Consider the following 14,329-nt stretch of genomic DNA (forward strand, 5'->3'; position numbering starts at 1 on the left):
ACTGTAGTTCACCAGAGATAATAACGAGAATTTCACATCTATCTAACCATTCCAACTTTGCAACACAAATAATTATGAATATTCTACAAAAAAGCCTCCGGCACTCATGCCGGAGGCTTCTACTTGCTCATATGGTCCGTAAGCTTACGCTTCCAGTGCCGCTGCTACCGGAGCGACATCAACTGGGTACACGCTCACTTTTTTGCGATCGCGGCCCCAACGTTCGAACTTCACTACGCCATCCACCATTGCGAACAAAGTATCATCTTTACCGATGCCTACGTTAGTTCCTGGGTGAATTTTTGTTCCGCGTTGACGAACCAAGATGTTACCGCCGGTTACTGCTTGACCGTCAGCACGTTTCACGCCAAGACGTTTGGAATGGGAATCCCGTCCGTTTTTTGTGGAACCTACACCTTTTTTCGATGCGAACAATTGAAGATTCAATTTCAACATGTTGTCAACCTCCTTCTTTAAATATTTACTTGCTGTATTTGAATATACTTCCCGTATGATTCTGCGATATCATTCAGCATCACGACCATGGATTCAAGCAGCAATTGTACCTTCGCGGAAGTATCGAAATCTTCAACAGAACTTAATGTTCCACTTAAGAATCCGTTCTTCATGGATGTATCCATGGAGATTCCGGTCAAGGTCTCAATCGAATTGACGGTTCCAACTGTTACAGCGGATACCCCGGCACATACGATATCTTCGCCACGCTTCGCATAACCCGCATGCCCCTTAACCTCAAAGCCAACGATAGTTCCTAGATCCGATAATCGTGTAATCCGCACGCTAATCATTAACGCACCTTCTTACGCTTGAATCTTCTCGATAGTTACTTTCGTGTACGGTTGACGATGACCTTGTTTCTTGTGGTAGTTCTTCTTAGGTTTGTATTTGTAAACTACAACCTTAGCGCCTTTACCATGTTTCTCGACTTTAGCTGTTACAGACGCGCCGCTTACTAGCGGAGTTCCTGCAGTCAGACCACCATCATTAGAAACAGCCAATACACGGTCAAAAGTTACACTTGCGCCGTCTTCAGCTTCCAACTTTTCAATGAACAAAACGTCGCCCTCTTGGACTTTGTATTGTTTACCACCAGTTTCGATAATTGCATACATTTTACTTGCACCTCCTCATGTCTCAGACTCGCCTAGTCTAGGTGGCAGAATTCCCGTAGGAACTGCGCTTATGTACCCGATCGGAGCGGTTACAGCATGTGCAGGATCAACTGCATCAAACACATACTTGAAGATAGTATCATACTTATGACTTATCGTCAACTCATTCCAGCCATTCTCCAACTTTTCCGGTTCCCCCGCAGCACTGGCAAATCACAGGCGCAAAGCTGGCTGAATCATGCCTTGCCTTCTTTCTGGTCATCTCGAGCAGCCCGAGTCTTGTCCACCCCAAAATATGTGTTTTGGTGCGATCCTTGCAGATCACTTTCTCTAATCGCTCTGTGACCATCTTGCGGTGAAGCTCTTGTTCCATATCAATAAAATCGACAATAATGATTCCACCAGTATCGCGTAACCGGATCAAACGACCGATCTCCTCAGCTGCGAGCAAATTCGTATTAGTAACCGTTTCTTCAAGCGATGCTCCGCCAATGTATTGAGCGGTGTTGACATCAATTACGGTTAACGCCTCTGTCTCATCCCAGATCATTGTTGCTCCGCCCTCCAGCGTGATTTTGCGGCTGAAGCTCTTGAGCAATTGATCCTGAATACCATAAGCAGCGAAAATAGACTCCGCTCCATTATAAAGACAGACTGGCTTGTACCCTTCAGGAGCCATGTCGTCCAGAAAGGCTGTTGCTTCTCTAGCTGCGGCAGATGAATCAATAATCAACTGATCCCGTTGCGGATTAAAGGCATCTCTTATAAAGCGTTGGACAATACTAAGATCACGATGTAGTAAAGCGGGAGCCTCTACCGTTTGTGCCTTACGTGTAATATTCTCCCATTGGGCACGCAAAAAAGAAAGATCACCCTCCACAGCTTCATGTGGCTCGTCCTGAGAAACCGTCCGCATAATAAGCCCTTCTTCTTTCATTCGCAGACGTTCTCCGATTCCTTTGAGACGACTGCGCTCTGCATCCCGGCTTATTTTTTTGGAGACACCGACGTATTCTGCAAAGGGCATGTACACCATCCAGCGCCCGGGCAACGTATAATGAGTCGTTACACGCGCGCCTTTTCCGCCGCTCGGCTCTTTCCGCACTTGAACAACAATATCCTGTCCCGGCTGCAAAAGCGTCTCGATAGAGGGCTTCACATCAGGCTGTTTATCCAAATTAGGATGCAATACATCATCAACATATAAAAAAGCATTCTTCTTCTGTCCGATATCAACAAAAGCAGCCTGCATACCTGGAAGTACGTTAATCACACGGCCCTTGTAATAACTGCCGACCAACCCTTGCTGCTGATCGCGTTCAGCCGCGTACTCCACCAGCCTTCCGTTTTCCAGAAGAGCCATTCGGGTAATGTGCTGCGTGCAGTGAACGATCATCTGTTTCATGGCTTCACCTCTGGTTTCGTTCGTTCATTCCTTCACATTCTCTGCATAAATACACTATATTCCGAAGTAGGTTGATATTAAGCGCTGTTCCGGCACAACAGCAACAACATTTCCTTTACCGTTTAACACATAGATAAAATGATATTGATTACGTTTAAATAGACGCAATATATCATCTAAAGGTTTCGCAGATAATGCAACTATTGGACGAGCTACGCTTCCTGTTCGCAAATGATACTCATAAACAGCCTCCCGATTCATCAAAAAAGCAACAAACCGGTACGGTAAATTACGATGGTCGGTGAAATTCGAATACAGCAGAAAAGCTCCGATCATGACCATATTCAGCCTAAGGCCTCCACCCGCTCCAAGAGGCAGCAGCGCATATATAATCACAAGGACACTTGCGGCTACACTCACCCGTCCAGTCCATAACAAAGTGTAGTAATAAGGAAGTACTAAACTAATAGTGGCCTGAAGCACTTTACCTCCGTCAAGCGGCAGCACTGGCACTAGATTAAAAAGCCCAATAATGGCATTGGCATGAATAAAATAGGTCAGAAATTCCTGATTGCCATAACCGGCTTGTTGAAGTCCAAAAGCAATAACGATCATAATTCCATTTTGCAGTGGACCGGCAAGGGCTATTCCGATCTCACGACTGGCTGTAAGCCGCCCATGATCTTCAATAACAGCCACTCCGCCAAACGGAAGAAGCTGAACCGACTTAACTGTAACACCGGCCAAAAGAGCCGCAACGACATGTCCCATTTCATGAATGAAGACAATCGTAAATAAGGTGAGCAGCTCTAGAAATTGTCCCGTGACCACGGAGAATAACATAATGATCACGAACAGTGGATGTAGTGACAGTTCGATACCAAAGATCCTAATCAAACGATACCACTTCTGTAGGATCAATATAAGTCTTGTCTTTTATCACTGCGAAAAATAGTGTTGAAGCTGAGGATACGTCCTTCTCCATCATCCAACCGAGTGAATCCCCGCTCTGCACCCAGTCATCAACCTCCAGCTTGGTGCCGCTCAAATGTCCGTATTCTGCAGTGACACCGCCTGAATGCTGAACAGCAATTCGAATGCCCCCTTCCAGCTCCTTAGAGATGGAGAGAATACGTCCCATGTCTATACTTTTCACCGTCACATTTAAGGTTGAATCGATTTGAGGCATAATTTCCACCCCTTTTAGCGTAGATGCAAAAGGCTGGACAATGCTCCCAGCTATCGGGGCAGTAAGTTGATGATGAGCGGCCACTTTTTGAGCAGGCTCATCTTTATCCCCAAATATCGGAATGAACGCTGGAGCTCCGTTAAAGTTCTCCTCATACCAGACTCTCACAGCCGTGAAATCCATGTCATTGCTTAACGCATCACTAATAAAATCTTGCATCTTATAGGACCATGGCTGATGTATCGCAAAAATCCCCCACACTGCTCCAAACACAAGAACACTAGCAACAAAGCGCCGAATAAAACCGGCAGTAAAATTTGAGCCTCCACCGCCGTTATCCTCCCAGCCTCCACGACTCTTTTTCCACATCACCTCTGGATCGGGCTCTACAGAGGATTGATCGGCATTCTTAAATCCTGTTCCCCATTCCTTAAAGCTCGTACTCTTATCCGGCATAATAAATAAAGGGGGAGCCTCCGCTATTTCTAGTTCCGGGACTTCCGAAACTCCTGAGACTGCTGAGACTTCCGGGAGTTCCTCCAATAAACTACGAATACGCTCCTTGCGGCGATTCTTGATATCTGATTTCTGATCCATATTTATCCCTCCGGACGGGCTTGTTTTACTTCCATTTTATGAAGCACGGAAGTCTCTTTAGAACAAGCCCCTCCAAGACAGACCATTTAAATCCCGGAAATGCCATACATTCATATTTATTCAAAAAAAATAAGCCCCACCATAGATTTCTCTACTGGTGGGACCCGTGTATGCTTCTTATCATAGGATTGCTTAGTAAAAATTAAGCCATGCCGAAAAATTTCTTAAGTTTCTTAAATGCTCCCGGTTTCCGGTCAAGCTGCATCAGGGGTACAGCATCACCTAGAATTCGGCGTGCAATATTGCGATAGGCAATAGCAGCTGAAGAATCGGGATTCATAACTGTAGGTTCTCCGTTATTTGCGGCTTTAATGACTAATTCATCATCCGGAACAATTCCGATAAGATCAATGTTCAGCACCTGTAATATATCCTCAATATCAAGCATATCCCCAGACTTCACAAGACCTGGGCGAATACGGTTTACCACCAATTTCGGCGATTCCACACTCGACTGTTCTAATAGTCCGATTATACGATCGGCATCCCGTACAGCGGCATGCTCTGGTGTGGTAACCACAATCGCTTTATCCGCACCGGCAATCGCATTGCGGAAGCCGTGCTCGATTCCTGCCGGACAATCGATCAGAACATACTCATATTCCTTCTTTAGTTCAAGAATGATATCTCTTACTTGTTCAGGAGAGACAGCCGTTTTATCCTTTGTTTGAGCTGCAGGCAGCATATACAATTCATCAAAGCGCTTGTCTTTAACGAGCGCTTGATTAAGGCGGCAACGTCCTTCCGCTACATCCACAAGATCATAAATAATACGATTCTCAAGCCCCATAACTACATCCAGATTACGCAGTCCAATGTCGGTATCGACGAGACATACTTTTTTGCCCTGCAGTGCAAGTGCGGTTCCAATGTTGGCTGTTGTGGTTGTTTTGCCAACTCCGCCTTTGCCCGAGGTTACGACTATCGCTTCTCCCATGGAGGCTACACCCCTTTAAACACATTTAAATCCTGACGTAATTTGACCAAATTATGAATCTTATCGATCTGCATAGCTCCGTTTGTTAAATATGCAAATTCCATACTGCTTTCTCGGGTTTCCCATTCATCGGGCGGACGACTAATAATATCGGCAATTCGCAGCTGCGTTGGAGACATTAAAGAAGCAGCTATAATCGCTTCCTCATTCCCGTCTACTCCAGCATGCGCCATCCCTCTTAGCGAACCTAGTATATAAATATCGCCTGAACAGGTTATGGTCCCCCCAGGGTTCACATCCCCCAGATATAGAAGATTTCCGTTATGGTGCAGCACCTGACCGGAACGTAGAATTCCGCTCATCAGAAACAATGCGTCATTATCCTCACTGCCGGGCGCTGGAAGCGCCTCTATAGATCGAATCAACAGATTTCCCTGTCCCTTAAGAATCTCCAGCACAGCTTCCTTGTCTTCCTCAGTTACGGTACGATTGCCCAGCTTTATGTCCACATGTACAATCGGTCCAGTTAAAATATTTTGATGGCTGTGCTCCAGCTTATAGCGAAGCTCGCTCAGAAGATCTTCAAAGGGACATTTGTCGTCTAGCAGGAATATCAGGCCATCCTTGATGCCCTTAATCCTTACATGCTTGGATTTTACTGTCATATGCCTGGCCCCCTATCCTCATTCATTCGTGCCGGGCCCCTTAAATTCCTGCTTTGTATAGAAAGAAAATAGAAGCTCTTTAAGCCGCTTCTTCCTTATTCGTTTCTTTCTTGATTAGCTCAAGCTGGCGCCGAACCGGTATGTAGAAGAGTAGCCCGATGGCAAAATGAAAAAGCATCGTCGGCAGCATGTGATTCAAAATCGCCCAGCTATAAGGTTCTTGATTAAGATTAAATACACTATAGATACCAAATAGTATACTATCCCCAAGTAGACTTCCAAGCAGAACCACAGTCATCATAAGGGGCAGCGGAGCACGTGGAATCTGAAATAAAAGGCCGATTAAATAAGCCGACAATCCCATCGCAAAAGAGTGTGCTCCAAGAATTCTGCCGTAAAAAACGACATCATGCAGCATTCCAAAACATAATCCCAATATAAGTGCTGTATGCCGATGATGATATATAGTCACGAACAATAACACTACAAAAACCAAATTCGGAATGATTCGCATCTGCCACACATCTGGAATCAGCCAAGGTAAGATGGTTCCCTCCACAATAAATAAGAGGAACAGTATCAGAATAAGAACTGATCTGCGCATATTCACTATTCAGCACGCTCCTCCGTAAACACAACAATCAAATGCTTCCAGTCCTGAAATTCTGCTGAAGGCTTTATCACTGCTGTGGAGGTTAATCCAAATTCACCAACATCGACGCTTTCAACTGTGCCTATTGTCAACCCCCTTGGATACAAGCCTCCAATACCGGAAGACAGAATAGTATCCTCCGCTGCAATAGGATCACCCGGTGGAATCTTGGTCATCAGCAGTCTGTTCGTCTCTGGATTATAACTCTCAATCATCCCAAAGGACTTACCCTCTTTATTAAAGGCAGTTGCCGCAATAGGCGGCTGGGAATTAGGATCATTAGTGTCCATCATGGTCATCAGTTTCACAGTAGAAGTGAAATTGCTAACTTGACTGATAACACCTACCAGACCATCGGTTGAAATAACAGACATATTAGGTCTGACACCATCTTTGGAGCCTAAATCAATTACAATGGTGCTGTTGCTTGGTTCTGTAGTCTGGCTAATTACTTGCGCAATACGATATTCATACTTATACAAATTCTTCTGTTCTTTAGTGAATTGCCATTTTTTTTCCAAGTCTTCATTCTGTGCTTTAATAAAATTATACTGGGCTTTATCACGTGCATACTGGGCAGCCATAATTTTAAGCTGTTCATTTTCTTTAGCAAGATCACTCAGATTTCCAATATCTTCAAACAAGCCCGCTACATATCCAGCGGGCTTGTAGAACATTTTTTGCACGAAACCAGTCGAATCTCTGAGAAAGTTCTCCGGCCAGGACAAGCCTTTCCTTGTTGCCAAGCTGAAGCCCATTACCACAATGAACAGCACCAGTGTAATCAACAGAATAAACAGACGTTTATTGCTTAAGAGTTTAAACAGTTTCAACACCCTCTAACAACAGTATTTCTCCCATAACAGGGGTTGACTTACACAAGTGGTAGAACATCATCTTATCTCTTCGAACGAAGACTGGATCCGCTGCGGCTCTTGAACAAATGAATGTTCTCAAGTGCCTTACCGGTTCCAATAGCTACACAGTCCAGTGGATTCTCAGCAACAATAACCGGCATTCCCGTCTCACGTGCAAGCAGCTTATCCAAGTTGCGAAGCAAAGCTCCCCCACCTGTCAAAACAATTCCACGATCCATAATATCTGCTGCAAGCTCTGGCGGACATTTTTCCAACGTTACTTTAACAGCTTCAATAATAGCATTCACTGTGTCAGACAAAGCTTCACAGATTTCATCAGAAGTAATTGTAAGTGTTTTTGGCAGACCTGTTACGAGATCACGGCCGCGAATTTCCATGGTTTCAGCCTTTTCAAGAGGAAGGGCAGAGCCAACATCCATTTTGAGCTGCTCCGAAGTACGTTCACCGATCATCAGATTGTATTGACGTTTGATGTATTGAATGATGGACTCATCCGCCTCATCACCTGCAACACGCACTGAACGGCTAGTAACAATACCGCCGAGCGAAATTACAGCAACTTCAGTTGTACCTCCACCGATATCTACAACCATACTACCTGTAGGCTCCCATACTGGCAGATCCGCGCCGATAGCAGCAGCAAAAGGCTCTTCGATAATGTAAGCTTCGCGAGCTCCAGCTTGTTTGGTAGCATCTTCTACCGCACGTTGCTCTACAGCAGTAATGCCAGATGGCACGCAGACCATTACATTAGGATGACGCTGGAACATAGAACGCTGTTTCTGTGCTTGACGAATAAAATATTTAATCATCGTAGCCGTTGTATCAAAATCAGCGATAACGCCATCTTTCATCGGACGGATCGCACGGATGTTTCCAGGTGTACGACCGATCATTTTTTTGGCGGATTCACCCACAGCTTCAATCGTCTTAGTATCAGTGTTAATGGCTACAACGGAAGGCTCTCTTACAACAACACCCTTACCGCGTACGTAGACAAGCGTATTCGCTGTCCCCAAGTCAATTCCTAAATCTTTTGTGAAACCACCCAACATGCTAATTTCTCCTTTTCCTAAGTAAATCTACATTTATATTACATATGTCCTTTTTCTTTCAAGCTTACGAAACTGCTATCTCCGATAATTAGATGGTCCAGCACATCTATTCCGATAATCTCACCTGCCTGAAGCAATCTAGCAGTTAGGGAAATATCTTCTGGACTAGGTGTTGGATCACCACTAGGATGATTATGCGCGCATATAATAGAGGCGCTACTGCATTTTATAGCTGCTCTGAATACCTCACGAGGATGAACGATCGAAGCATTCAGGCTGCCCATGGACAATGTTTCTTGTCCAATCACATGATTCTTCGTGTTCAGAAACAGACAGACAAAATGCTCCTTTTGCAAATAACGCAATTGCTCAGTCAGAATCTCAGCAGCGTCCCCAGGACAGCGGATAATGACCGGCATATTGAACCTGGAATTCGCAAGGCGCCTTCCCAGTTCGATGCCTGCTTTTAGTTGTACGGCCTTGGCAGGACCGATACCGTTGATTTTGGTCAGTTCTTCGATGCTAAGGTCAACTAGCCCACGCAGGCCACCGATCTTCCCCAGCATCTGCTGTGCAATATGAATAGCCGACTCGCGGCGTGTTCCCGTACGCAGCAGAATGGCTAACAACTCCGCTTGACTTAATGATTCCGCCCCATAATGCATCATGCGCTCTCTAGGTCGTTCTTCATGGGGGAGGTCCCGCAGCATAATTGGTTGCGACTCCATCCCTATCCCTCTTTCCCCAGGCTTCCTACCGGCTCAATACAGTTATACCGAACTCGGATAGCATTTCGCCAAGAAGCGACAAAGGCAATCCGACTACATTGAAATAACAGCCTTCAATTCGTTCCACCAAAATGGACCCAAGCCCTTGTATCGCATAAGAGCCAGCCTTATCAGCGGGCTCTCCCGTAGCTATATAAGCAGCAATTTCCTCTTCAGTCATTGCCCTCATCGTTACGGAAGTAACACGGTGCTCCACTATAGTCTTCCCATTCGGGAGTCCGAGGCAGGCTACACCCGTGTATACCTTATGAGTTCGGCCCTGAAGTCTGGTAAGCATCGCTTTGCTGTCCAGCTTGTCCACCGGTTTGCCTAGCACAGTATTATCTAGTACAACAATTGTGTCGCTTCCTATAATGACTGCGTTACGCTCTCCGGCTGTAGCTACTACGGCTTCTGCTTTTCGCAAAGCTAGACTGCGCACGATTCTCTCCGGCGTCCAATCCGGCGGTGTGCTCTCATCAGCTTCGCTGGTAATGACCTCAAAGGGTAAACCCAGTAAGGATAACAGCTCACGTCGACGCGGTGAACCTGAGGCTAGAATAATGAGTGGTGAGTTGTCCACGTTGTAAACGTCCCTTCTTGCTCAGTAACGAGAGTTACAGTCTGCGGTACAGCCATACAGCTGTAATAATACCGGCGAGACTAAGCATGCACAATTTCAAATGAATAGTGATGTCATAGGTTATGATGTCTAAATCGGCTCGCGGAGACCATTTGAGCACAGTCGATGTTGTTAGAAAAGACAGAGCCTTTACGGGCTGCAGCAGCTTGGCGATCCAGGCTCCAGCCAGCCAGCCTAGAATTAGAAATAACAGCAGTGTTCCTACATTTTTCTTCTTCATCTCAGTCTTCCCTCGCCATTTTTTGACACCCTAATTATTATACGGTGAAACGGTGATCAATACAAACGTAAAATCCCCTACGGTAATGTTTACCACCTTTTGCCCTAAAAGTTGCGGAACGATACCCCTCTCCGAAAAAAACAACAAGCCCCCAATTCCCCGGAGACTTGTTGTTATTTTGAATCCGCAATCCAAGCATTCAATTCATAGCAGACAGCAGCTGTTTTTGGCTGGTCAAGAAGCTCAGCATGGATTCCTGCACTTCCCAAAGCAGGGCTTGCGCCTTGTTCTTGTTATATTCACTCAGTGCTGAAATTCCTTGGCTCATAGATTTCTCTAGCGCTGCGCAAATGCTTTTGGCTTCAGGCGTTATGCCTTGCTCCAGAGCTTTAACAGCTTCACTCCATTGGAGATGAAGATCACTCACAGCTGAGGTATTAGCTGCCGCATCCGTTTGTCCGCCACTGAGTAAAGAAGCGGATTGACTGCTTAGTTCACTGAGCAACTGTCCACTCACCGCAAAATAACTATTCACAGCCTCCGCATTTCCGGCAAATCCTAATCGTTCCACTCCGGGAAGATCCACCTCTCTTACATAAAGCTCAATCCCTTGATTCTTCAGTCCACTGCTGAGCAGCTTAGCTTGTTCACGGTCAGAGGACATTCCGGCATATACACGATTTCCGTCAGCAGGGTCCAAGCCCGCAGCCAAGCCAGCGTCCAACAGCTCTTGTCTAGCTTGTTCCGCGCCTGCCGGCGTACTGAATACGCCATACTGCAGCAGGTAGTAGCTTTGCGCAGCCACTTGAACAGGAATACTGTTTTTGCCGGCATCATCTGTGCCCGTAACCGGCAATCCCGAGGTTCCTACACCTGCTGGATCATTAGCTCCGGAAGTCTGCCCTGAAGTAGCCAATGTATCTGTTATCCCGGTTCCTGAACTACTATCCATGTTTCCTCCATAAAAAAAGGAAAGCGCCGCATACCCAAGCAGTAGACCTGTGCCGATGGCCCCCACCACAGACAGGGATAATTTCCACCAATACGATGGGCGACGAGTATGATATGAGCCCCCATAACCTCCCGTGTAAACCTCTGCTGATTTATCTCTGTCATCCAGTACCAAATCTGAGAGCAGATACGATTGCTGCGTATTTCTGAAATCTCTATCCTGTTCGTCCCATTCTTGCTGGCGTGGATCTACAGTTCCTGAGTAATAGTCGTAAGCATCCTCCGGCGGTGCCTCACGCGTAGAGCGTAGATCAGGTTCTTGCACCCAAGTATGCTGCTGTGCTGGACCGACCTCCTTGCGCAACTCCTCTGCATATTCTTCAGCTGTACCCAGTCCGCCACTGGACCAGCGCTCCACTACCTGCGGTTTTGGCTTAGGCTCGTCCTTATTCACGTCAAATCGGAATGTCATTCTTCCGTTATTCAACAGTAACACCTCACCTCATCTAATCTATATGGAAATATATGATAGACAATAGAGAGATATGCTATTTTTATAGCCAAATGAATAATGAAAGTTATACGGATTCAGTTTACATTACATGTAACTTTTATATACTATATAAAAAGAGCTAAAAGTGTGCACTATACTAGTTAAGCTAGAAATAGGATTTTAGTTCATTACAGTTTAGGAGGGCTTTTTCTGAAACAAAAAATTCAAGCAGCAATTGTGGGCTACGGTAATTTAGGAAAAGGTGTACGTAAGGCTATTAACCAAAGTGAAGATATCGAGCTGGTTGCGATCTTTACGCGCAGAGAGCCTGGACAACTGGAAGCCGGTGAAACCGGTGTGAAATTCGAGCATATCTCTGCCGTCGAACAATATAAGGGAAAAGTAGATGTTATGATTCTGTGCGGAGGATCGGCTACCGATCTGCCAGAACAGACACCAGCTATTGCCCGGATGTTTAATACCGTGGACAGCTTTGACACTCATGCCAAAATCCCTGAGTTCTTTGCGACCGTTGATGCCGCAGCTAAACAAGGCGGAACACTCAGCGTAATTTCTACGGGCTGGGATCCAGGCCTGTTCTCCATGAACCGTCTGCTAGCTGAAGCTATTCTTCCACAAGGTAAAGAATATACTTTCTGGGGTAAAGGCGTCAGCCAAGGTCACTCTGATGCCATTCGCAGAGTAGAAGGCGTTAAAGGTGGCGTACAGTATACTGTTCCAGTACAAGAGGTTATCGAGGCCATCCGTGCGGGTGAAACACCAGAACTCACTACTCGTGAAAAACATCTTAGAGAGTGTTTTGTAGTAGCTGAGACAGGTGCAGATCAAGAGCGCATTCGCGAAGAAATTGTGAATATGCCGAACTATTTTGCAGATTATGATACTACGGTTACTTTCATCACTGAAGAAGAACTGGCAGCTCAGCATAGCGGTATTCCGCACGGCGGGTTTGTTATTCGCAGTGGGGTAACAGGAGAAGGCACGAAACAAATTGTTGAATTTGGCCTGAAGCTGGAGAGCAATCCTGAATTTACAGCTAGTGTGCTTGTGGCTTATGCCAGAGCTGCTCAGCGTATGAGTCAAGAAGGTCAAAGCGGAGCGCGTACTGTATTCGATATTCCACTTGGGATGTTGTCTCCGAAATCACCAGAAGAACTGCGCCGCAACTTGCTCTAAAATCCTGTCAACAAATAACCCGCGTAGGACTTTTAAGGGTCCTCGCGGGTTATTTGTTGTCCAGAGCGGCAAGCATCATGTCTGACAACCCTCTATACAAGACTAAGAATCTTACTCTTAACATGATTCATTTCGTAATTCTTCAACAAAGTCTCATGCGCACGATCCGCAATAATGGCGCCAAGCTCAGGATTTTTCAGTAAATTCAGTACACTTCCAACAACCTCAACTGAGGTATTAGCCAGCAAAATATTTCGGTTATGCTCACAATTCAGCTTCTCACACATGATTGAGCTAGTAACCACCGGGGTTTTTAGCGCCCAGGATTCCAGTATATTTCTAGAAACTTCGCAGCCTTCAAGGATAGGCACCAGAACAGCTTTAGACCGTCGTATGTATTCAGTAGAGGAATTTACTGGTCCAGTGACTATGACCGATTCATCTTCCTTAATCAAAGTCATGACCTCTGGGTGAACCTCTGAGCTGATAATGTAACTTTTGATATCAGGCACTTGTTCTTTAATCATGGGATAGGTTTTTTTAAAGAATACTCGGGCTGCATCTATTCCCAGTCTCATATTCATATTCCAGTGCAGCACAATTGAATTTTCTTTAGTCACAGGCTCTGCAAAAGTCTCATACTCATTCATCTTGATGAAATGGGGCACAACATGAACCTTACGAGCATCGGCAAATGATAGAGATTTGAACGCTAGTGCATCCCATTCCGAGGTTGCTAAAAGTAGTCCCGTCTTATTCATTAATCGCCGTTTATTCCTACGATCCCATGCAGCATTGAGTTTATTATATGGATTCTTCCTGCTTAACTTTCCTGCCTCTCCGGCAGATCCTCCGCTTCCGTTTGCAAAACTATAGGTATCTGTGATCACACTGGCTTCTGGAAGCAAGTTCCGCACCATATCAATGCATTTACCCAATAGGACATGCGATATAAATACATGCTTGTAATTATTCGAACGGCAAAGCTCCAAAATAGTGTTCTTCATATCTTTATCTATATGACTTAAATTTGAGAAATTCCGCAGTTTATGTAAGGGGCGCAGCATTGGCCTCCAGGTCGTATAATCTTCATTAATGTTATGAACCGTAAGTGCCGTCCGCTCATTTATAGACACGGTTTGGTTGGCACTGCCGTACGTCAGCAAATCTATATCAAATTTCCCAAGCAAAATCTCGAGAATACTCCCTGTTCTCATTTCTCCTTCTAGATCCTCTGCGCTTTGATTCTGGGCTGATAGGAACAGCATTCTTTCTCGCATGACTCTGGCTCCTTGTATTTTGTAATAAAAACCCCCATCTACTAACTGAAACTTTAGATGCAGTTCAATAGTAACTCATTTCAATTAAAAGTTTTGTCGATTTATAGGAGAAGTCTAAAATTTTTTAAGTTTTTTTCTGAGTTTCCAAAATTCTATCACGATTTACCCTTATAAAACGCCACATTTTCTAAAATATAGACTAAAACC

Annotated in this window: 18 protein-coding genes and 1 other annotated feature; of the genes, 1 reads left to right on the forward strand and 17 read right to left on the reverse strand. The window is 45.2% G+C overall.

From position 1 onward, the window contains the following. Positions 1-144: 144 nt before the first annotated feature. The 16 genes from rpmA to MHH89_RS16115 all read right to left on the reverse strand — a co-directional run bounded on the left by rpmA (position 145) and on the right by MHH89_RS16115 (position 11,639). Positions 145-456, reverse strand: coding sequence for a 50S ribosomal protein L27 (rpmA, locus tag MHH89_RS16040; protein WP_036685171.1), 312 nt, complete (start codon positions 454-456; stop codon positions 145-147). Between the two features lie 17 nt (positions 457-473). Further along, positions 474-809, reverse strand: coding sequence for a ribosomal-processing cysteine protease Prp (locus MHH89_RS16045; protein ID WP_036685168.1), 336 nt, complete (start codon positions 807-809; stop codon positions 474-476). A gap of 12 nt (positions 810-821) precedes the next feature. Continuing rightward, entirely contained in the window at positions 822-1,133 is a 312-nt protein-coding gene (rplU, locus tag MHH89_RS16050) for a 50S ribosomal protein L21 (protein WP_036685166.1), read from the reverse strand. A 14-nt stretch (positions 1,134-1,147) separates the two neighbouring features. After that, positions 1,148-1,234 (reverse strand) — a sequence feature (ribosomal protein L21 leader region). Continuing rightward, a complete protein-coding gene (locus MHH89_RS16055) occupies positions 1,149-1,316 on the reverse strand; it encodes a hypothetical protein (protein WP_155288184.1) in 168 nt (55 codons plus the stop codon). It overlaps the preceding feature by 86 nt. Next, positions 1,297-2,538 (reverse strand): Rne/Rng family ribonuclease, encoded by a 1,242-nt coding sequence (locus tag MHH89_RS16060; protein ID WP_076129388.1) that lies wholly within the window; start codon positions 2,536-2,538, stop codon positions 1,297-1,299. Before MHH89_RS16060 ends, MHH89_RS16055 begins: the two co-directional genes overlap by 20 nt. Positions 2,539-2,592: 54 nt before the next feature. Beyond that, a complete protein-coding gene (locus MHH89_RS16065; RefSeq protein ID WP_036685160.1) occupies positions 2,593-3,435 on the reverse strand; it encodes a M50 family metallopeptidase in 843 nt (280 codons plus the stop codon). Further along, positions 3,428-4,324 (reverse strand): M23 family metallopeptidase, encoded by an 897-nt coding sequence (locus MHH89_RS16070; RefSeq protein ID WP_341087568.1) that lies wholly within the window; start codon positions 4,322-4,324, stop codon positions 3,428-3,430. Before MHH89_RS16070 ends, MHH89_RS16065 begins: the two co-directional genes overlap by 8 nt. Positions 4,325-4,526: 202 nt before the next feature. Further along, positions 4,527-5,321 carry a septum site-determining protein MinD gene (minD, locus tag MHH89_RS16075; protein WP_036685156.1) on the reverse strand — a complete coding sequence of 265 codons (795 nt, stop codon included), beginning with the start codon at positions 5,319-5,321 and terminating at the stop codon, positions 4,527-4,529. Positions 5,322-5,326: 5 nt separating this feature from the next. Then, entirely contained in the window at positions 5,327-5,986 is a 660-nt protein-coding gene (gene minC, locus MHH89_RS16080; RefSeq protein ID WP_036685154.1) for a septum site-determining protein MinC, read from the reverse strand. Between the two features lie 79 nt (positions 5,987-6,065). After that, positions 6,066-6,596: a rod shape-determining protein MreD gene (gene mreD, locus MHH89_RS16085; protein ID WP_081386380.1), complete on the reverse strand. Its 531-nt coding sequence runs from the start codon at positions 6,594-6,596 to the stop codon at positions 6,066-6,068. Further along, a complete protein-coding gene (mreC, locus tag MHH89_RS16090) occupies positions 6,596-7,474 on the reverse strand; it encodes a rod shape-determining protein MreC (protein WP_076129391.1) in 879 nt (292 codons plus the stop codon). Before mreC ends, mreD begins: the two co-directional genes overlap by 1 nt. Before the next feature lie 62 nt (positions 7,475-7,536). Next, a complete protein-coding gene (locus tag MHH89_RS16095; protein ID WP_036685150.1) occupies positions 7,537-8,571 on the reverse strand; it encodes a rod shape-determining protein in 1,035 nt (344 codons plus the stop codon). Between the two features lie 38 nt (positions 8,572-8,609). Then, on the reverse strand, positions 8,610-9,299 hold the full coding sequence (radC, locus tag MHH89_RS16100) for a RadC family protein (protein WP_036685147.1): 690 nt from the start codon (positions 9,297-9,299) through the stop codon (positions 8,610-8,612). Between the two features lie 25 nt (positions 9,300-9,324). After that, positions 9,325-9,921 carry a Maf family protein gene (locus MHH89_RS16105; RefSeq protein ID WP_076186081.1) on the reverse strand — a complete coding sequence of 199 codons (597 nt, stop codon included), beginning with the start codon at positions 9,919-9,921 and terminating at the stop codon, positions 9,325-9,327. 34 nt (positions 9,922-9,955) lie between these two features. Next, on the reverse strand, positions 9,956-10,201 hold the full coding sequence (locus MHH89_RS16110) for a DUF4321 domain-containing protein (RefSeq protein ID WP_036685144.1): 246 nt from the start codon (positions 10,199-10,201) through the stop codon (positions 9,956-9,958). A gap of 199 nt (positions 10,202-10,400) precedes the next feature. Then, positions 10,401-11,639 carry an SPOR domain-containing protein gene (locus MHH89_RS16115; protein WP_076194477.1) on the reverse strand — a complete coding sequence of 413 codons (1,239 nt, stop codon included), beginning with the start codon at positions 11,637-11,639 and terminating at the stop codon, positions 10,401-10,403. Positions 11,640-11,855: 216 nt separating this feature from the next. On the opposite strand from MHH89_RS16115, the gene MHH89_RS16120 reads away from it, so the two are divergent. Then, positions 11,856-12,842, forward strand: a complete 987-nt coding sequence (locus tag MHH89_RS16120) for a diaminopimelate dehydrogenase (protein WP_076280015.1) — start codon at positions 11,856-11,858, stop codon at positions 12,840-12,842. A gap of 92 nt (positions 12,843-12,934) precedes the next feature. Here the strand turns inward: MHH89_RS16120 and MHH89_RS16125 are convergent, their stop codons facing one another. Further along, positions 12,935-14,122 (reverse strand): glycosyltransferase, encoded by a 1,188-nt coding sequence (locus MHH89_RS16125; RefSeq protein WP_076194482.1) that lies wholly within the window; start codon positions 14,120-14,122, stop codon positions 12,935-12,937. Positions 14,123-14,329 lie beyond the last annotated feature (207 nt).

The sequence above is a fragment of the Paenibacillus sp. FSL H7-0323 genome (assembly GCF_038002725.1).
Lineage (GTDB): Bacteria > Bacillota > Bacilli > Paenibacillales > Paenibacillaceae > Paenibacillus_AQ > Paenibacillus_AQ odorifer.